Source organism: Kitasatospora sp. NPDC053308, from assembly GCF_055585785.1.
Genome location: NZ_JBVJJY010000005.1, coordinates 203691 through 222068, shown reverse-complemented (window position 1 = coordinate 222068; position 18378 = coordinate 203691). Strand labels below are relative to the sequence as shown.

Genomic DNA, 18378 nt, shown 5'->3' with positions numbered 1-18378 from the left:
TCCCGGACGCTGACCTACTCTGGTTGCCATGAACGACCTGCTGGAGCGACTGCGCGAACGCGGCTGGCGGCTGACCTCCCAGCGGCGGGTCGTCGCCGAGGTCCTCGGCGGCGAGCACGTCCACCTCACCGCCGACGAGGTGCACGCCCGTGCGGCGGCCCGCCTGCCCGAGATCAGCCGCGCCACCGTCTACAACACGCTCGGCGAGCTGGTCGCGCTCGGCGAGGTCCTGGAGGTCGCCACCGACGGCCGCGCCCGGCGCTACGACCCCAACGCGCACCGCGCCCACCAGCACCTGGTGTGCTCCGGCTGCGGCGCGATCCGCGACGTCCACCCGCACGGCGACCCGCTCGCCGCGCTGCCCGCGGCCGAGCGCTTGGGCTTCACCGTCACCGCCGCCGACGTCACCTACCGCGGCCTGTGCCCGGACTGCCGCCCGCGGTAGGGCGGTCGGTCCCGTCCCCACGCCCGGACCAGCCCAGCCATCCCGAGCATCCCGGCCACTCCGGCCTCAACCGCGACAACGGCCACAACCGCCACAACGGCCCCTCGGCCCGCTACGCGCTCAGCTCCGCGTGCAGCGCGCCCAGCAGCCGCCCGGCCCGCTCCGCGACCTCGGCCGGCCCCTGGTCGATCGCCCGCCGGCACCAGTTCTCCGCCTGCACCGGCTCGCCCCGGCGCAGCGCGAGCAGCGCCAGCCGCAGCGCCGCCCGCCCGTGCCCGGCGTCGGCGGCCCGGGTGTACCAGAGCATCGCCTCGGCCTCGCTGTCCTGCCGGGCCAGCAGCAGCCCCAGGTTGAACGCGGCGCTGCGGCTGCCGGCCTCGGCGGCCCGCCGGTACCAGCTCTCGGCGATCTCCAGCGCCCCGCGCTCGGCGGCCCGCACGCCCATCCGCACCTGCGCCCGCCGGTGCCCGGCGTCGGCGGCCAGCGCGTACCAGTGCTCGGCCTCGGCGTCGGCGTCCCCGCGCCGGTCCAGCAGCGAGGCCAGCCGGAACGCGCCCTCGGCCGAGCCGCCCGCCGCCGCCTGCCGGTAGCGCTCCAGCGCGCCCGCCAGGTTGCCGCGCTGCTCCTGGACGACCGCGAGCTGCAGGGCGGCCTCGCCGTGCCCCTCGGCGGCGGCCCGCGCGTACCACTCCTGGGCCTGCCGCTGCTCGCCGCGCCCGGCGTACAGCACACCGAGGTTGAAGGCGCCGTCCACGCTGCCGGCCTCGGCGGCCTTGGAGAACCACGGTTCGGCGCCGGACTCGTCGCCGCGCTGCAGCAGCACCACGGCCAGCGCGTTGCAGGCCTCCCGGTGCCCGGCGTACGCGGCCCGGCGGTACCACTGCTCGGCCTGCTGCTCACGGCCGGTGCCGGCGCAGAGCAGGCCGAGGTTGAAGGCCCCGTTCTGGTCGCCCGCGTCCAGCGCGGCGCGGTACCAGCGCTCGGCCTCCTCGGCCTCGCCGCGGCTCGCGTGCAGCGCGCCGAGCGCGTTGGCGGCGTTGCCGTCCCCGGCCTCGGCGGCCTCCTGCCACCACTCGGCGGCGGTCGCGATGTCCCCGGAGTCGCGCAGCAGGAAGCCCAGCGCGCAGGCCGCGCGGGGCTCCCCGTTCTGCGCGGCCTGCCGGTACCAGCGGGCCGCCTCCTCCAGCAGCGCCGGCTCGGTGCGGGCGCGCTCCTCCAGCAGGACGCCCAGGCGCAGTGCGGCCCGGGCGTGGCTGCGGGCGGCGGCGGTGCGGTACCAGGCCTCGGCGGTCTCCTTGTCCCCGGCGGCCTCGCGCATCCGGGCGAGCCGGTAGGCGGCCTCCCGGTGCCCGGCGTCGGCGGAGACCTTGAACCAGCGCTCGGCCCGGACGTCCCGCCGGTGCTCCATCAGGTCGCCGAGCGCGTAGGCGCCGAGCGGGTGGCCGTGGTCGGCGGCGAAGTGCAGCCAGTACTCGGCGGCCTCCTCCTCGCCCTGGTCGCGCAGCTGCAGCCCGAGCGCGTGCGCGGCCGGGGCGCTGCCCGCGACGGCGGCGTGGCGCCACCACTGGCCGGCCTCGGCCCGGTGGCCCTGCTGGTGCAGCAGCACGCCGAGGTTGTTGGCGGCCGCGCGCACCCCGGCCGCGGCGGCGGCGCGCAGGTACGGTTCGGCGTCCTCCAGGTCGCCGCGGCGCAGCAGCAGGGTGCCCACCCGGCTGGCCGCGTCCGGGTCCCCGCCGTCGGCGGCCTGGCGGTGGCGGGCCTCCAGCGCGGCGGACTCGCGGGCGGCCAGCGCGCTCTCGAAGCTGGTCGGGTCCAGGCCCGCCGGGTCGAGCGCGGCGCCGGCGGCCGGCTCCTCGCCGGCGGACTCCCCGTACGCGCCGACGGCGGCGGCGAACTGACGGGTGGACACGTGGACCAGGCTGTCGGGCCCGTAGCCCGGGGTGGGGCGCTCGGACAGCCCGCTGGTGCGCTGGGCCGGGAGTGCTCCGGGCCGGCTCTCGGGGCTCTCGGCGCTCTCCGCCCAGGCGTCGGTGTCCGCCTCGGCTGCCGCCCCGGACTTGGCGCCTGACTTGCCGATCAGCCTCATGCCGACTCCCGCTCCCCCAGAGTGTCGCGGCATCGTGCCCCGGCGTGCGGCCGGGAGGACTCCCAGGAGAGGCGCCGGACCCGACGGCCGATCAGCAGCCGTGCACCGTCCCCCATGTGTCCCATCGTCGCATCACCCGCTACCCGCGTACACCTGCCCCGGCCGAATTCGAGCGGAGCCGACCCGAAGCCGACGAAATTGCTTCGGCGCTTTGTCGATTTCCCGACACTTCAACCTCACAAACCCCGCTGCCGCCCTCCTTGGCGACGGTCGATAGTACCGGAGCGGTTCCCACCGCTTGTGCGCGCGACCACCACCCGCGGAAACACCAGAGGCCCGGAGGAAGGATCCTCCGGGCCTCTGGCCTTTGTAGCGGGGACAGGATTTGAACCTGCGACCTCTGGGTTATGAGCCCAGCGAGCTACCGAGCTGCTCCACCCCGCGTCGGTGGTAGAACCATAGCACGGTCGCGGGGTGGAACGGAAAACGGTTACCGCAGCTCAGCGGGGCCACCGCCGAGCGGCGACCCTCCTCAGGGCTTGGGGCTCGGCGATCCGCCGCCGGTGGCGCCGGGGGCGGGGGTGCCGGTCGGGGCGGGGGCCGGGCTGCCGCCGCGGGCCGCCTCGGCCGCCTTCAGCGCGTCGCCGAGCGCCTTCTGGGCGTTGCCGTAGGCCACCCAGTCGCCGTTCTTGAACGCCGTCTGGCTGTCGTTGTACGCCTTCTCCGCGTCCGCCAGCGCCTTCTGCAGCTCCGGCGAGATCGTCCCGCCCGGCGTCGGCGTGGCCGGCGCGGTGGGCGTGGGCGTCGTCGGGGTGGACGGGTTCGACGGGTTGGCGGGCACCGACGGGTTGGACGAGGAGGCGACCGGCGTGGCCGGCGGGGCGCCGTCGCCGAACAGCTTCTTCAGCGCGTCCGCCAGGGTGTTCTCGAACGCCACGTTGTCGTCCCCGTACACCGCCAGGACCTTCTGCAGCGTCGGGTACTTGGCCCCGCGTCCGCGCACGTACACCGGCTCGACGTTGAGCAGTCCGCCGCCGACCGGCAGGGTCAGCAGGTTGCCGTACTCCAGGTCCGAGTCGCCGCCGCTCTTCAGCAGCGTGATCTGCTGGGCCACCTCCTGGCGCGAGTTGAACTTCGACTGCACCAGGCCGGGGCCGGGGGCGCCGTTGTCGCCCGTCATCTTCAGGATCCGGATCTTCCCGTAGTCCGGCCCCGGGTCCGCGTTGACGGACATGAACGCCGCCAGGTTGGGGCGCCCGTTGGGCACGAAGGTGCTGGTGAGCGAGAAGCTCGCGGCGGCGGCGTCGGGCATCCGGACCGTCACGTAGTACGGCGGCTGGACCTGCTTGGTGTCACTGGTCGGGTCCACCGGGACCTGCCAGATGTCGGAGCCGTTGAAGAAGGAGTTGGCGTCCGTCACGTGGTACTGGCCGAGCAGGTCGCGCTGCACCTTGAACATGTCCTGCGGGTAGCGCAGGTGCGGCAGCAGCGTCGACGGGATGTCCGCCTTCGGCTCGACGGTGCCCGGGAAGGCCTTCATCCAGGTCTTCAGCACCGGGTCCTGCTCGTCCCACTGGTAGAGCTTCACCTCGCCGGTGTAGGCGTCCACCGTGGCCTTGACCGAGTTGCGGATGTAGTTGACCTGGTTGGCGACCGTCAGCAGCTCACCGCGCTGGTTGGTCAGCGAGTCCTTGGTGGCGGTGCCCAGCGTGGTCTTCGAGGAGAACGGGAAGCCGTCCGAGGTGGTGTAGCCGTCCAGCACCCACACCACCCGGCCGTCCTGCACCACCGGGTACGGGTCGGCGTCGATCGACAGCCACGGCGCGACCTTCTCCACCCGCTCCTTCGGCGTCCGGTTGTAGATCACCTTGGCGCCGTCGGTGATCGCCCCCGCGTACAGGATCTGCGGCTCGGCGAAGCGCACCGCGTACGCGGCCCGGGTCAGCGGGTTGTCCAGCGAGACGCCGCCGGAGCCGGAGTACACGTACTCCTTGTTCTCGCCGGTCTTGGTGGTGTAGTCGATCTCCTTGTTCGAGCCGCCGACGATCGAGTACGTCGTCGTCTTCTCGCCGTAGTAGATCCGCTGCTCGTAGTCGCCCAGCGCACCGGTGGCCGGCAGGCCCGACTCCGTGAACACCGGCTCGCCCTTGTCGTTGACCTGGTTGCCCTTGGCCACCACCGCGCCGTAGCCGTGGGTGTACTTGAAGTGGTCGTTGATCCAGTTGCGCTGCACGCCGTTGAGGTCGAGCTCCCGCAGGCCGACCACGCTGTCCTGCTTGTCCGCGCCCGAGCCGTAGCGGTCCACGGCCAGCGTGTTCGGGAAGGCGTAGTAGTTGCGCTGCTGCTCGATCGACTGGAAGGTCGGCGAGACGATGTTCGGGTCCAGCAGCCGGATGTCCGCGACGGTCTGCGCGTCCGGCTTCAGCGCGTCGGCGGTCGTCGCGCCCTGCGGGGTGTACGGCGTGGTCTGCGAGGCCTCGATCCCGTACGCCTGGCGCGTCGCGTCGATGTTCTTCTGGATGTACGGCGTCTCCTTGGCCTGCTCGTTCGGCTTGACCTGGAACTGCTGCACGATGGCCGGGTACAGGCCGCCGATCAGCACCGCCGACAGCACCATCAGCCCCAGCCCGATCAGGGCCGGCGCCCAGGTGCGGCGGATCGGGGTCAGGAAGAACAGCACCGCGCAGATGATCGCGACGAAGAACAGGATGGTCTTGGCCGGCAGGAACGCGTTGGCGTCCACGTAGCGCAGCCCCGTCCAGCCCGAGACGCCCTTGTACGAACCGGTCTTGACCGCCAGGGCGTACCGGTCCAGCCAGTAGGCGACGGCCTTCAGCAGCACGAACACGCCCAGCAGCACCGCCAGGTGCCCCTGCGCGCCCGCGCTCGCCCGCCGGCCCGGCCCCTGCAGCCGCAGCCCGCCGTACAGGTAGTGCACAAGCGCCGAGGTCAGCAGCGAGACGATCACCGCGCTGAACGCGAAGCCCAGCACGAACTCGTAGAACGGCAGGTCGAAGGCGTAGAAGGAGACGTCCATGCCGAACTGGGCGTCCTTCTCCCCGAAGGACGTCGCGTTGGTCCACATCAGCCAGGTCCGCCACTGGCCGGACGCCGCGGCGCCCGCCACCAGGCCGATCACCAGCGAGACGCCGATCAGCGCCCAGCGCTTGAACGGCGCCAGCCCCGCCCGGTAGCGGTCCAGGCTCTGCTGCTCCACCGACATCGCCGACAGCGGCGGCCGCAGCCGGTGCGCCAGCCAGATGTTGAAGCCGACGGTCACCGCCATCAGCAGGCCGAAGACCGCGAACAGCCCGATCTTCGTCCACAGCTGGGTGGTGAACACCGAGGAGTAGTGGACCGACTTGAACCACAGCCAGTCCGTCCAGAAGCCCGCGAACATGACGAACAACAGGAAGAGCACCGCGAGCACGCCCACCGTCAGCAGGGCCACCCGCGCCCGCCGCGAGGGCGGGCCCACCCTTCGCCGGAAACCCGGTCCTGAGCGTTCCGGCATCTGGAATACCACGGTGGCACCTCAGCTGTGTCGTCTGGATATCGGTCGGTCGTCAGAGCAACTTAACCAGGCTTCGGCCGAGTTCCCACCGTTAGCGGACGGTTACTACGCGGCCCTCCGCCCCCGGCCCCCGCCGGGCGGCCGCCCGCCCCGCCCGAGCCGCCCGGCGAGCGCGCCCCGCCCGGCGTGTGAGGATTGAGGCATGTCCGACGCGTCTGATCTGAACAACTCCCCCGACGACGTCTCCAAGCTCCCGGCCGCCTCCCCGCTCACCCGGGCCGCGCTGGAGATCGACGAGTACGCCGCCACCCTCGGCTGGGACCTCCCGGCCCGACTGTTCGCCCTGGTGGACAGCGCCGCGCTGCGCAAGGCCGATCCCCGGATCGCCAAGCAGCTCGGCCTCGCCGACGGCGACGAGCCCGGCCTCACGCCGGTCGAGCAGGACGAGCTGCCGGCCGGCATGGAGCTCGACAAGTTCCTCGGCACCATCGCCTGGCCGGACGCCGTGGCCGGCTGCGCCCTGGTCGTCGAGCGCCTGATGCTGCCCCCGGGCGCCGAGCAGTCCCGTCCGCGGGGCGCCTCGGACGCCCAGCTCGCCGAGTGGGTGGCCAACCACCCCGACCGCGAGGAGGTGCGGATCACCGCCGCCGTGCTGCGCGACGGCAAGAAGGAGATCGCCCTGCGACTGCGCTCCAAGGACGTCGCCCGCGAGGTGCTGACCGGCCCGGACCTGGTGCCCGGCCTGACCGACGCGCTGCTGGCGACCTTCGCGTAGGTCGACCCGCGAGGCCCGGGCCCCCGACGCCCGCCACGCGCGCGGCGGCCCTCCGCGCGGTCCTGCCGCCGGGACTACCCGGCGCAGGACGGCAGCGCGGAGGTCTGCCCGGAGCGGACCTGCTCCAGCGACTTCAGCGCGCTGTCCAGGGTGTCCGTCTTGATCAGGGTCAGCCCGGACGGGATGTTCTTGGTGGCCTCGGCGCAGTTCGAGGACGGGGTGAAGAAGTACTCGGCCCCGGCGTCCCGGGCGGCGATCAGCTTCATGGATATCCCGCCGATCGGGCCGACCTTGCCGTCGTCGTCGATGGTGCCGGTGCCCGCGACGAAGCGGCCGCCGGTGAGGTCGCCGCCCGGGGTCAGCTTGTCGATGATGCCGAGCGAGAACATCAGCCCGGCGCTCGGGCCGCCGACGTCCTGCAGCCCTATGTCGATCTGGAACGGGTAGGTGTGCCGGATCCCGGTGCCGATGCCGACCACCGCGAGCTCGGCCCGCTCGGCCGGGGCCTTGGGGTCGAGGTCCTTGGCCCGGACGGTCGGGACGGTGACGTCCGTCTTCGTGCCCGGGGCGGCCGCGGCGTTCCCGGCCGCGTCCTTGACCCGCGGCACGACGGTGAAGACCACCGACTCGCCCGGCTTGTGCTTGGTGACCGCGGCGATCACCTGCTCGACCGAGCCGACCGGCGTGCCGTCGACGGCGACGATCTGGTCGCCGGCGTGCAGCTTGCCCTCGGCCGGGGCGCCGGCCGTGACCGACTTGACGATCAGCTCGCTGCCGACCGGGATGCCCAGCTGCTTGAGCGCCGCGGTACGGGCGCTGTCCTCGGAGGAGGCGAACTCCTCGGCGTTCTGCTTCTTCGCCTCGGCGTCCGACTGCCCCTTCGGGTAGACGTTGTCGTGCGGCACCACCAGCACGTCGTCGCGCAGCCAGCCCACCACCGCGTTGACCAGGCTGGGCTCGTACTTGGCCCCGGTGACCTGGACGGTCGTCATGTTGAGGTGCCCGGTGGTCGGGTACGAGTCGTGCCCGCTGATGCTGATCACCGGCTTGCCGCCCTGGTTGCCGAGCGTGTTGTACGTCGGCCCCGGGCTCATCTCCGTGTACGGCACCTTCATCAGCACCGAGACGCAGAGCAGTGCTATGAGCAGCAGGGTGGCAGCGAGCATCGTCGCGGAGCGGCGTGGCATGCCTCGACAGTACGGGACGCGGATGAAGCCGCGCCCGCCGGGCTACCGGCCGGAGCGCTCGCCGGGGGCGGAGGCCCCCGCGGTGGTGCGTTCCATGGCGGCCATGAAGCGCCGGTGTTCGGCGAGGGAGGCCGGGTCCCCGGTGGCCCGCGGGGCCCGCTGGGCCCATCCCGCCCAGAGGGCCGCGACCAGGACGGCGACAACCGGAATGATCAGCCAGGCGAGCGCACCCATGTCAGTACTCCCAGCTCGTCGTGTCTATGAGCAGATTAACCACTCCGGCGGACAACGCGGCCGGCGCCGTCCGGGTTACGGGACGGCCGATCGGCTCACTTCCAGGGAGTATTCGGGGCGCCCCCGCGAACCCGTTCGAGTGAGACCCCGGCGCGCCTGACCCGACAGACGCGCGGGGTGTGCGGACGGTTCCGCGGGCTGCGGGCCTCAGCAGCCGCCGGCGCCGACCCACTCCTCCTCGCCGTCGGCGAAGACCTGGTGCTTCCAGATCGGCACCTCGTGCTTGAGGTCGTCGATCAGCCGACGGGCGGCCGCGAAGGCCTCGCCGCGGTGGGCGCAGGAGACCGCGACGATCACGGCCTTGTCGGTGATCTCCAGCCGGCCGACCCGGTGGACCGCGGCGAGCGCCTTGACCGGGAAGTCGGCGCAGACCTTCTCGGCGATCCGCCGCATCTCCTGCTCGGCGGTGGGGTGGCAGCTGTACTCCAGCGCGGTCACCGACTTGCCGCCGTCGTGGTCACGGACCGTCCCGACGAAGACGGTGGTGCCGCCGGCCGCGTCGTCGCCGACCGCCTCGTACACCTCGTCCAGCGAGAGCGGGGTGTCGCGGACGGCGAGCAGGCGGATGGGGTCGTGGTTCTCGGACATGACCCCATGATTCCCCATCGGGGCCCGTCCGAGGCAAGTGCCTTCCGCATCACGATGTGGCAATTTCGCATCGTGAGAAAACGAGGGGAGTACCGGGAAACAACGACGGGAGCCGCGGGAGACGACGCCGGTCCACCGACCGGCACCCCCGCACCGCGCGGGCCCCGCGTCAGAACCGGCGCCGCTTGCGGGCCCGGCGCACCAGCGCCGCCGTACCCACCAGCGCCACCGTCGCCCCGGCCGCCCCCAGACTGGTCGCGGCCTCCTTACCGCCCAGCCGGCGCCCGGCCACCGCGTGCTTGCCGGACACCTGGGCCAGCAGCTCGGCCAGCACCTGCTCGTTGCTGTGCGCCGGACGCCAGCCCGCTTCGTGCAGTCGGCTGCCGGACACCACCCAGGGGTACATCGTGTACGCCAGGTCCCCGGCCGGCGCCGGGGTCAGGCCCAGCCGGTGCAGCCGGGCCGCCGTGCCGAGCGCCAGCGCGGCCGGCAGCTCCATCCGCCGGATCCCCGACAGCCGCTCCACGTCCTCCTGCTCCAGCCAGCCGTCGCAGCCGGCCGTCACCTCGCCCTCGACCAGGCCCAGCGCCGCGTACTCCAGCGCCGCCGACAGGTCGTCCACGTGGCAGAACTGCCAGCACGGCCGCGAGCCGGCCACCACCAGCAGCCGGGGCGCCTCGAAGTGCCGGGTCAGCACGGTGTCCACCCCGGGCCCGACCACCACGGCCGGGCGCAGCACCGTCACCTGCAGTCCGGGGTGGGCGCGCGGAGCCCGGCGGGCCAGCCGCTCGATCTCCAGCAGGTCCCCGACCAGCGAGGCCTCCTCGGTCGCCCGCAGCTCGGAGTCCTCGGCCAGCGGCACCTCGTTGTCGGCCAGCGCGCCGTAGACCATCGCCGAGGTGCACAGCACCACCCGGTGCACCCCGGCGGCGGCGGCCGCGGTCAGCACCGTCTGGGCGCCGCGCACGTTGTAGGCGCTGCGGGCGCGCGGATCCGACTCCATGCCGAAGTCCATCGCCAGGTGCACCACCACGTCGACCCCGGCCAGCCGCTCGGCCACCGCCGGGTCCCGCACGTCCAGCACCCGCCAGTGCACGCCGGGGACCTCGCCGCGCCGGTCGTCCACCGCCAGGACCTTCTTCACGTGCGGGGAGGCGACCAGTCGCGCCGCGACCCGCTCGCCCAGCACGCCCGCGGCGCCGGTCACCGCCACGGTCAGCGGCCGTCCGCCGTACGCTGGAGGCGGTGACGCCGTGGTGTCCGACGCGTCCTCTCCTCCGGTCAGCCCAGAGCGAACGTCCGAAGGCGGGGAACTCACCGGCCATCCTCCACGGTTAGCTTATGTGCGTACGGACGTGTGTCACGTACGTCCATCCTGCCCGAGGCGAAGGCCCGGCGGTGCACCCGGCGCGGGCCAGCCGCGCGGGACCCGCCCCCGAGTCCCCCACTCCGCCGCCGCCCCGGGCGCAGACTTTTCCGCCACACCCGCATGACGGCCGACCGGATCGAGGACCCCGTGAGCGACCTTCCCTTCGGATTCGGCGTTCCGCCCGAGGAGCCCGAGGACGGCAAGGCCAAGCCCGACGACGCCCAGAAGAAGAAGGACCAGGACCGGTCCGGCTCCGGCCCGCAGCCGTTCGGCTTCGGGGGCGCCAACCCCTTCGGCGCGATGTTCGGCCTCCCCGGCACCCCGGGCGGCCCCGGCGGCGCCGGTGCCGACAACCCCTTCGCCGCGATGTTCGGCGGCATGAACCCGGGGGACCTCGGTGCCGCGTTCCAGCAGCTCGGGCAGATGCTCTCGTTCGAGGGCGGCCCGGTGAACTGGGACCTCGCCACCAACATCGCCCGGCAGACCGTGGTCGCCGAGCCCGCCGAGGGCAAGAGCAAGGACCGCTCGGTCAGCGACGCCGAGCGCTCCGCCGTCGCCGAGGCCGTCCGGCTGGCCGACCTCTGGCTCGACGGCTCCACCGAGTTCCCGTCCGGCGCCGGCACCGCCGTCGCCTGGAGCCGCGCCGAGTGGATCGAGGCCACCCTGCCGGTCTGGAAGGACCTGGTCGACCCGGTCGCCGAGCGGGTCGGCAACGCCATGGGCGGCATCCTGCCCGAGGAGATGCAGGCCATGGCCGGCCCGCTGATGGGCATGATGCGCTCCATGGGCGGCGCCATGTTCGGCACCCAGATCGGCCAGGCGCTCGGCGCGCTGGCCGGCGAGGTGGTCGGCTCCGCCGACGTCGGCCTGCCGCTCGCACCGGCCGGCAAGGCCGCGCTGCTGCCGCAGAACGTCGCCGAGTTCGGCGAGGGCCTGAGCGTGCCCGCCGACGAGGTCCGCCTCTACCTCGCCCTGCGCGAGGCCGCCCACCAGCGGCTCTTCGCCCACGTGCCGTGGCTGCGCGCCCACCTGCTGGGCGCCGTCGAGGCCTACGCCCGCGGCATCAAGGTCGACACCTCCCGCATGGAGGAGCTGGTCGGCCAGCTCGACCCGACCAACCCCGAGGCACTCCAGGACGCGCTGGCCGGCGGCCTGCTCCAGCCCGAGGACACCCCCGAGCAGAAGGCCGCGCTCGCCCGCCTGGAGACCGCGCTCGCGCTGGTCGAGGGCTGGGTCGACGCCGTGGTCCACGCCGCCGCCGAACCGCACCTGCCGCAGGCCGGCGCGCTGCGCGAGACCGTCCGCCGCCGCCGCGCGGCCGGCGGGCCCGCCGAGCAGACCTTCGCCACCCTGGTCGGCCTGGAACTGCGCCCGCGCCGACTGCGCGACGCCTCCCGGCTGTGGGCGCTGCTCGCCGACGCCCGCGGTGTCGAGGGCCGGGACGCGCTCTGGGAGCACCCGGACATGCTGCCCACCGCCGCCGACCTCGACGACCCGGACGCCTTCGTGCACCGCGGCACCGCGGAGGACCTGGAGGGCGGGATCGACTTCGACGCGCTCGACAAGCTGCTCGGCGAGGCCGCGGCCGGCAAGCCCGACCTCACCAAGGGCGACGGCGGGCCGAAGGACGACGGCAGCGACTCCGACGGGAAGGGCGAGCCCACCGCATGACGGACACCGAGACGTCCGCGTCCACCCTGCACGCGGACGCCGTCCGCACGCTGTCCGCCTGGCGCCCCGCCGAGGAGGACCAGGAGCGGCTGCGACTGGACTACCTGGAGCACCTGGCCGCGCAGCCCGAGGGGCTGTACCGGTCCTGCCTGCCCGCGCACATCACCGCCAGCGCGGCGGTCGTCGACCCGGCGGCCGGGCGGGTGCTGCTCACCCTGCACCCCAAGGTCGGCCTGTGGCTGCAGATGGGCGGCCACTGCGAGCCCGGCGACGGCGACCTCGCCTCGGCGGCGCTGCGCGAGGCCGTCGAGGAGTCCGGTATCTCCGACCTGGTCCTGCTGGAGTCGGACGGCGCCCCCGTCCCCGCCAAGCTGGACCGTCACCAGGTCCGCTGCGCCGGCAAGGACCGGCCGGAGAACACCCACCTGGACGTCCAGTACATCGCGCTGGCCCCGGCCGGCGCGCAGGCGCTGATCAGCGAGGAGTCGCTGGACCTGCGCTGGTTCGACTACGACCGGCTGCCGGAGCTCACCGACCACTCGGTGCGCGACCTGGTGGCCCGCGCGCGTCGGCTCACCCGCTGAGGCGCGGCACCAGAAGGGGGCGCGGGCCGCATCGGCCCGCGCCCCCTTCGGATCTCCGTTCCGCTCCTCGCGCCTCTCCTGGTGGCGAGCCCCGCCCGCCGGCCACCGCTCCCGGCCGGCGTCAGCCGCAGGAACCGGCCGGACCGGGCCGAGGGCTGCCGGCGTGCCGGGCGCCGGGGATGTGCGGCAGCCGGGCGGCCGACACCACGCCCTCCAGGTACCCCCGGGCCCGCTCCGTCCGGGGGTAGGCCTCCAGCAGTGCCCAGAACGCCGGGCCGTGGTCCGGCACCAGCAGGTGCGCCAGCTCGTGCAGCAGCACGTAGTCCAGCACGTACTCCGGCATGCCCTGGAGCCGGTGGGAGAGGCGGATCGTGCCCTCGCTCGGCGTGCAGGAGCCCCAGCGCGAATTCTGGTTGGTGACCCAGCGGACCTGGCTGGGGTGGGCGCGATCGTCCAGGTAGGCGGCCGACAGCTCGCGGGCCCGGGCCATCAGGGCCTCGTCCCCGGGGATCCGCCGGGACTCCTGGGCGGCGAGCTTCTCCAGCATCTGCGCGACCCAGCGCTGCTCCTCGGCGTGCGACATCCGGGCCGGGATCAGCACCACCGTACGGTCGCCCTCGCGGTAGGCCGAGACCGTACGGCTGCGGCGGGCGCTGCGCCGCACCTCGACCCGTCGGCCGTCGTGCAGCTCCGGGGAGAGCGCCCCGCCGGACGGATGCGGCGCCGGCGCCGGCCTCGACTGCTGCTCCGCGTGCTTCTGGTCCGGGCGCCCGCGCGTGTTCGGCGTCGCGACCTGCGCCCCGGACGCGGCACGGGCACGCCGACGCGACGCCGGTGGATGGGAGTCCCGCTCGGCTGCCATGGCACACGACGTTACCCGGTGGCACGGACAGAAGTCCGCTGCCATGGCCGGAATCTTTCATGGAGTGATCGGGAACGAAAAGTCGACGAAGGGTGTCCGGAAAGCGACGCCGGGGAGGATGGCCGGTTATCCACAGGGCGTGCGAACGGATGGTCTGATCATGTGCACGGGCCTGTGGATAACCTTCGGCACTTCGTCGCCGCGATGGGGCATGCTGCGGTCAGCCGTCCGGAAACGATCGGAAGGGAGATCGCCGTGCGCCTCGCTCTGAAGCCCGCCCTGTCCCGCAGCTGGCGGGACTCCGAGACCCTGCAGTTCGGCACCGTCACCCGCCACGCGGGGGTGCTCGGCAACGCCGACCCGACGCTGTGCGAGTTCCTCGGGCTGCTCGACGGCACCCGCGACCGGCCCGAGCTGATCGAGGCCGGCGAGCGGATCGGACTCGGCCGCGAGCCCGCCGACACCCTGCTCACCGAACTCGCGGAGACCGGGCTGCTGGACGACGCGGAGGCCGCCGAGCGCGCACTGGCCCGCTTCCCCCAGCCGCAGCGGGAGCTGCTCGGGCCCGACCTCGCCTCGCTCTCCCTGGTGCACTCCGGTCCGGGCGCCGCACCGGCCGTCCTGGCCCGCCGGGCCGACGCGCGGATCGAGGTGCGCGGCGCGGGTCGGGTCGGCGCCGCCGTGGCGGCGGTGCTGGCCGCCGGCGGAGCGGGTGGCGTCACCGTCGCGGACGACGGCCGGGTGAAGCCGGGGGACTGCTCCCCCGCCGGGCTCCCGCCCGGGGACGTCGGGCGCCTGCGCACCACGGCGGCCCGGGAGGCCGTGCACCGCGCCGCGGGCCGTCCGGTGGCGCCCCCACCGCGCCGCAGGCCCGGCGACCCGCCGCCGGACTTCGTGGTGCTCGCGCCCCGGGACGGCAGCGCCGCCTTCGCGGGCGGGACGTATGAGGCCAGACTGCTGCTGCGGGCCGGAGTGCCGCACCTGTACGTGGGTGTGGTCGAGGAGTTCGGCGTCGTCGGGCCGCTGGTGGTCCCGGGGAAGTCTGCCTGCGGGCACTGCCTGGTGCTACGGCGGGAGGACGAGGACGCCGCCTGGCCCCGGGTGCTGGCCCAGCTGGCCCACCAGGGCCCGGGCCGCGCCCCGACACCGGCCTGCGACACGGCCCTGGCGACGGCGGTCGCCGGGCTGGCGGCGCTGCAGGTGCAGGTGTACCTGGACGGCGGTCGGCCGCCGAGCGTGGACGGGTGGTGCGAGGTGTCGGCGGCGGACGGGATGGCCCGGCGGCTGAGGCTGCGCGGACATCCGGACTGCGGCTGCCTCTGGCAGCCGCTGTCACCGGCCTGAGCCGGCCGGCACCTGACTGAGCCGGCCCCGGCCTGGGCTTGGCCCGAGCCTGGGCTTGGCCCGAGCCTGGGCTTGGCCCGAGCCTGGGCTTGGCCCGAGCCTGGGCTTGGCCCGAGCGGCCCCTGGTCTGGGCGGAGCCTGGCCTGGGCGAAGCCGAGCCCGAGCCTGGACTTGGTCAGGGCCGGGCCTGGCCTGGGCGGAGCCGAGCCCGGGCCTGGGCTGACCCGGCCTCTGGCCTGGGCGGGGGACCGGCCTGGGCTTGGCTCCCGGGCTTGGCCTGGGCCCGGCGAACCAGGTCAGGCCCAGACGGCCACACGAACGGGGCGGGGCGGGGTGGGGGGAGGGGGGGAGGGGGCCCCGAAGAAAGCGACAGCACACCGACCGCGCAGACCCTGAGGGTCGCTGACCCCGGGCCGAACCAGGCCGCCCAAGTCCCCGCGAAGGGACGGCACTCCGCCCCCCACCCCGCAGAATTCCGACGGGCCCGGGGCGGGGAACGGGCACAATGGCGTAGTGATGGTCGGCCGTCCGGTGATCGGGGGGCCAGGGAATGGAGGCCCGGGTGAGCGATCTTCCGCGCAAGGCAGTGACCCGCACGGCACGGCTCGCCGCCCTGCCGCTGGGGATAGCCGGTCGTGCCACGCTCGGCCTGGGCAAGCGCATCGGCGGCCGCTCGGCCGAGGTGGTCACCGCCGAGCTCCAACAGGCCACCGCGGACCAGCTCTTCAAGGTCCTCGGCGAGCTCAAGGGCGGGGCGATGAAGTTCGGGCAGGTGCTGTCCGTCTTCGAGGCCGCGCTGCCCGAGGAGGTCGCCGGCCCGTACCGGGCGGCGCTCACCAAGCTGCAGGACGCCGCTCCCCCGATGCCCGCCGCCACGGTGCACACCGCGCTCGCCCAGCGGCTCGGGGCCGACTGGCGCGGGCTGTTCCTGGAGTTCGACGACCGGCCTGCGGCGGCGGCCTCGATCGGCCAGGTGCACCGGGCGGTCTGGCACGACGGGCGCCGGGTCGCGGTCAAGGTGCAGTACCCGGGCGCGGGCGACGCGCTGCTCGCGGACCTGTCGCAGCTGAGCCGGGTGGCCTGGCTGCTGGGCCCGCTGATCCCCGGGCTGGACATCAAGCCACTGATCGCCGAGCTGCGCGAGCGCGTCTCGGAGGAGTTGGACTACGCGTTGGAGGCGCAGGCCCAGCGCCGGCACGCCGAGGAGTTCGCGGGCGACCCGGACATCGTGGTGCCGGGTGTGGTGGCCCAGGCCGACCAGGTGCTGATCACCGAGTGGATGGACGGCACCCCGCTGGCCGAGGTGATCGCGCGCGGCACCCAGGAGGAGCGCGACCGCGCCGGTCGGCTGCTGGCCCGCTTCCTGTTCGCCGGCCCCTCCCGGACCGGTCTGCTGCACGCCGACCCGCACCCGGGCAACTTCCGGCTGCTGAAGGACGACGGTCCGGCCGACGGCTGGCGGCTGGGCGTGCTGGACTTCGGCACGGTGGACCGGCTGCCGGGCGGGCTGCCCGCCCCGATCGGGGCCTCGCTGCGGATGGCCCTGGACGGGGACGCGGCGGGCGTGCTGAAGATGCTGCGCGAGGAGGGCTTCGTGAAGCCCTCGATCCAGCTGGACCCGGACGCGGTGCTGGACTACCTGTTGCCGATCATCGAGCCGGCCGCGGTGGAGAACTTCCACTTCACCCGGGCCTGGATGCGGGCCCAGGCGGCCCGGATCGCCGATCCGCGCTCGCCCGCCTACGACCTGGGCAAGCAGCTGAACCTGCCGCCCGCGTACCTGCTGATCCATCGGGTGACGCTGAGCACCATCGGCGTGCTCTGCCAGCTGGGCGCCAAGGCGCCGTTCCGCGCGGAGATGCTGGAGTGGCTCCCGGAGTTCGCCGACCGGCCCGAGCAGCCCAAGCCGCCCAAGCAGTCCGACAAGTCGCACACGGCGCACACGGCGCAAGCGGCCCGGCAGCAACCGAGGCAGTCGAAGGCGCGCAGGAGCACCGGCGCCGCCGAGGGCTGAGTCGGCCGGCACCCCGCGCCGACGGCCGCAGGCCGCTCCCCTTCCCAGGGGAGCGGCCTGCGGCACGACGGGGGTCAAGCGGAGGGCCCGGGGGCCCGCGGGCGCTACATCAGCGCCACGGCCAGGGCCTTGCGGGCCCGCAGCGAGGCCCGCTCGGCCCGCTGCTTGAGCTTGCGGGCCCGGACGACCCGGCTGACGAGCCGTTGGTTCTCGGCCTCGTGGAGCCTGTCTTGCATATGGGCCCGGGCCAGGGATTCGTGGAGGAGTTGCATTTCGAGGATCCTGTTCTGGGTCTGACGTTCGGTGGCCTGCTCGGCGCGGGCGGTGGGATCGACGGCGGCGGGGTTCATGTCGTGGTCCTGCTCGTGGTGCGTGCTCGGAAATGGACTGCGGGCTGCGGCGTCGGCCTTGGCGGCGGCGATCCGCACGGAACGGCGGAGGGCGCTGTCCAGCGGGGGCTGCTCTCCCCGGCGGACGACCCTGGCCTGGTCGGCGGGGTTCACGCCATGACCTCGGTCTTGCGCGGGCGGCCACGCGGCCGCTTGCGGGCCACGACGACGCCCTGGACGAAGAGCTCGCCACCCCAGACGCCCCACGGCTCACGCCGCTCCAGGGCGCCGGCGAGGCAGGCGTCCTTCACCGGGCAGGTGCCGCAGAGGGACTTCGCGTACTCGACGTCGGCGGGCGTCTCGGCGAAGAAGACCTCGGGGTCGAAGGCGCGGCAGGGGATGGGGAGACCGAGAGCCTCGGCCTGCTCGATCGAGCTGATCTGCATGGAAGGAACCTCCGGGGGGTCGGCCTGGTCGGCCTTGGTGATCTGGCTTGTCGGCGGTACGGACGGGGTGGGCGGTGTGATGACCGTGGACACTGTGGGCGTCTTCCTCGTCTTCTCAGTGGTTCCGGCCCAGTGGACTGGTGGTGCTGGGCCGGAGGCCCCGGAGGGCCTGGGTGGTCTTGCGTACCGGACAAACAGAAGGGCCGCGGATCCCGGTGGTGACGGGTTCCGCGGCCCTGGAGTGGCCGACCTGAGGCTGGCTCAGGTTCGTTCGCTCCAGGGTTCAGGCCCGCGGAAGGCCCGCATCCGGACGGCCTTGGCGCCGTTGAAGGCGGCCATGGCCTGGTTGATCAGCTGCTCGTTCTGCTTCTGGGCGTTTCCGGCACCGATGACCCGCGCATAGCCGCCATGAATGGCAGCGGCTACGGCCGCCTTCGGTGCCTGGGTCGGTCGCTCATCGCGCGGGGAGCGCGACGTGCCGACCGACGCCCAGTCACGGGACAGACCGGTCTCGACAACGGTGCCTTCGATGCTCCTGCCGGCCGTCAGGCACAGCTCAGTGTGTCCAAGACCACTGACAACGGGGGCGACGGAGACACCGGTGGTGTCGAGACCCAGACCGGTTCCACCGAGCTCGGCGAGCGCCCGCAGGCGGGCGGCACGCAGGGAGGCAGCGACAACGGTCTGGCCAGTCATTTTGGTGATCATGATGTTTCCCACTGTCTTCGCCTCCTCTCGGCGTCTCGCGGAGCCAGGTTCCCCCGGCCCCGAATGTTCGGATGTCTGTCTCGGTAAAGCTGTGGGTGAGGGGAATCGGCACAGGTGTCACCCCGTGCGACCGCGTCCCCTTGACCGCTCCGGCAGGCTATT

At 73.7% G+C, this 18378-nt stretch carries 16 protein-coding genes and 1 tRNA gene; 6 read left to right on the top strand and 11 right to left on the bottom strand.

Features of this window, described 5'->3' with window-relative positions; all coding sequences use genetic code 11:
• The first annotated feature begins 28 nt into the window (after window positions 1-28).
• Window positions 29-445: a Fur family transcriptional regulator gene (locus ACZ6Y7_RS14340; RefSeq protein WP_465758201.1), complete on the top strand. Its 417-nt coding sequence runs from the start codon at window positions 29-31 to the stop codon at window positions 443-445.
• A 112-nt stretch (window positions 446-557) separates the two neighbouring features.
• On the opposite strand, the gene ACZ6Y7_RS14335 is transcribed toward ACZ6Y7_RS14340, so the two are convergent.
• From ACZ6Y7_RS14335 to ACZ6Y7_RS14325, 3 genes are all read right to left on the bottom strand, one after another.
• Window positions 558-2531 (bottom strand): tetratricopeptide repeat protein, encoded by a 1974-nt coding sequence (locus tag ACZ6Y7_RS14335; RefSeq protein WP_465758200.1) that lies wholly within the window; start codon window positions 2529-2531, stop codon window positions 558-560.
• A 370-nt stretch (window positions 2532-2901) separates the two neighbouring features.
• Window positions 2902-2975 (bottom strand) — tRNA-Met (locus ACZ6Y7_RS14330).
• 88 nt (window positions 2976-3063) lie between these two features.
• Window positions 3064-6045 (bottom strand): UPF0182 family membrane protein, encoded by a 2982-nt coding sequence (locus ACZ6Y7_RS14325; protein WP_465758199.1) that lies wholly within the window; start codon window positions 6043-6045, stop codon window positions 3064-3066.
• Between the two features lie 202 nt (window positions 6046-6247).
• Between ACZ6Y7_RS14325 and ACZ6Y7_RS14320 the strand changes: the two genes are divergently transcribed.
• On the top strand, window positions 6248-6820 hold the full coding sequence (locus ACZ6Y7_RS14320) for a PPA1309 family protein (protein ID WP_465758198.1): 573 nt from the start codon (window positions 6248-6250) through the stop codon (window positions 6818-6820).
• Between the two features lie 74 nt (window positions 6821-6894).
• On the opposite strand, the gene ACZ6Y7_RS14315 is transcribed toward ACZ6Y7_RS14320, so the two are convergent.
• The 4 genes from ACZ6Y7_RS14315 to ACZ6Y7_RS14300 all read right to left on the bottom strand — a co-directional run bounded on the left by ACZ6Y7_RS14315 (window position 6895) and on the right by ACZ6Y7_RS14300 (window position 10207).
• Window positions 6895-8007: a YlbL family protein gene (locus ACZ6Y7_RS14315; protein WP_465758197.1), complete on the bottom strand. Its 1113-nt coding sequence runs from the start codon at window positions 8005-8007 to the stop codon at window positions 6895-6897.
• Between the two features lie 42 nt (window positions 8008-8049).
• Window positions 8050-8241, bottom strand: a complete 192-nt coding sequence (locus ACZ6Y7_RS14310) for a hypothetical protein (RefSeq protein ID WP_465758196.1) — start codon at window positions 8239-8241, stop codon at window positions 8050-8052.
• Window positions 8242-8448: 207 nt separating this feature from the next.
• Entirely contained in the window at window positions 8449-8889 is a 441-nt protein-coding gene (locus ACZ6Y7_RS14305) for a molybdenum cofactor biosynthesis protein MoaE (RefSeq protein ID WP_465758195.1), read from the bottom strand.
• A 169-nt stretch (window positions 8890-9058) separates the two neighbouring features.
• Complete coding sequence (locus tag ACZ6Y7_RS14300) at window positions 9059-10207, bottom strand: NAD-dependent epimerase/dehydratase family protein (RefSeq protein ID WP_465758194.1); 1149 nt, start codon at window positions 10205-10207, stop codon at window positions 9059-9061.
• A 198-nt stretch (window positions 10208-10405) separates the two neighbouring features.
• Here ACZ6Y7_RS14300 and ACZ6Y7_RS14295 point away from each other — a divergent pair, with 198 nt between their 5' ends.
• Window positions 10406-11929 carry a zinc-dependent metalloprotease gene (locus tag ACZ6Y7_RS14295; RefSeq protein ID WP_465758193.1) on the top strand — a complete coding sequence of 508 codons (1524 nt, stop codon included), beginning with the start codon at window positions 10406-10408 and terminating at the stop codon, window positions 11927-11929.
• A complete protein-coding gene (locus ACZ6Y7_RS14290) occupies window positions 11926-12513 on the top strand; it encodes an NUDIX hydrolase (protein WP_465758192.1) in 588 nt (195 codons plus the stop codon). Before ACZ6Y7_RS14295 ends, ACZ6Y7_RS14290 begins: the two co-directional genes overlap by 4 nt.
• Before the next feature lie 121 nt (window positions 12514-12634).
• Here ACZ6Y7_RS14290 and ACZ6Y7_RS14285 read toward each other — a convergent pair whose 3' ends face one another.
• Window positions 12635-13375, bottom strand: coding sequence for a M48 metallopeptidase family protein (locus tag ACZ6Y7_RS14285; protein ID WP_465758191.1), 741 nt, complete (start codon window positions 13373-13375; stop codon window positions 12635-12637).
• A gap of 255 nt (window positions 13376-13630) precedes the next feature.
• Here ACZ6Y7_RS14285 and ACZ6Y7_RS14280 point away from each other — a divergent pair, with 255 nt between their 5' ends.
• Complete coding sequence (locus ACZ6Y7_RS14280) at window positions 13631-14719, top strand: TOMM precursor leader peptide-binding protein (protein WP_465758190.1); 1089 nt, start codon at window positions 13631-13633, stop codon at window positions 14717-14719.
• Window positions 14720-15281: 562 nt separating this feature from the next.
• The gene (locus tag ACZ6Y7_RS14275; RefSeq protein WP_465758189.1) at window positions 15282-16733 is read left to right on the top strand and encodes an ABC1 kinase family protein; all 1452 of its coding nucleotides are present in this window, start codon (window positions 15282-15284) and stop codon (window positions 16731-16733) included.
• A 104-nt stretch (window positions 16734-16837) separates the two neighbouring features.
• Here ACZ6Y7_RS14275 and ACZ6Y7_RS14270 read toward each other — a convergent pair whose 3' ends face one another.
• The 3 genes from ACZ6Y7_RS14270 to ACZ6Y7_RS14260 form a co-directional block, all read right to left on the bottom strand.
• Entirely contained in the window at window positions 16838-17236 is a 399-nt protein-coding gene (locus ACZ6Y7_RS14270; protein WP_465758188.1) for a hypothetical protein, read from the bottom strand.
• Window positions 17233-17601, bottom strand: coding sequence for a WhiB family transcriptional regulator (locus ACZ6Y7_RS14265; RefSeq protein ID WP_402219043.1), 369 nt, complete (start codon window positions 17599-17601; stop codon window positions 17233-17235). Before ACZ6Y7_RS14265 ends, ACZ6Y7_RS14270 begins: the two co-directional genes overlap by 4 nt.
• A gap of 168 nt (window positions 17602-17769) precedes the next feature.
• A complete protein-coding gene (locus tag ACZ6Y7_RS14260; RefSeq protein WP_465758187.1) occupies window positions 17770-18228 on the bottom strand; it encodes a hypothetical protein in 459 nt (152 codons plus the stop codon).
• Window positions 18229-18378 lie beyond the last annotated feature (150 nt).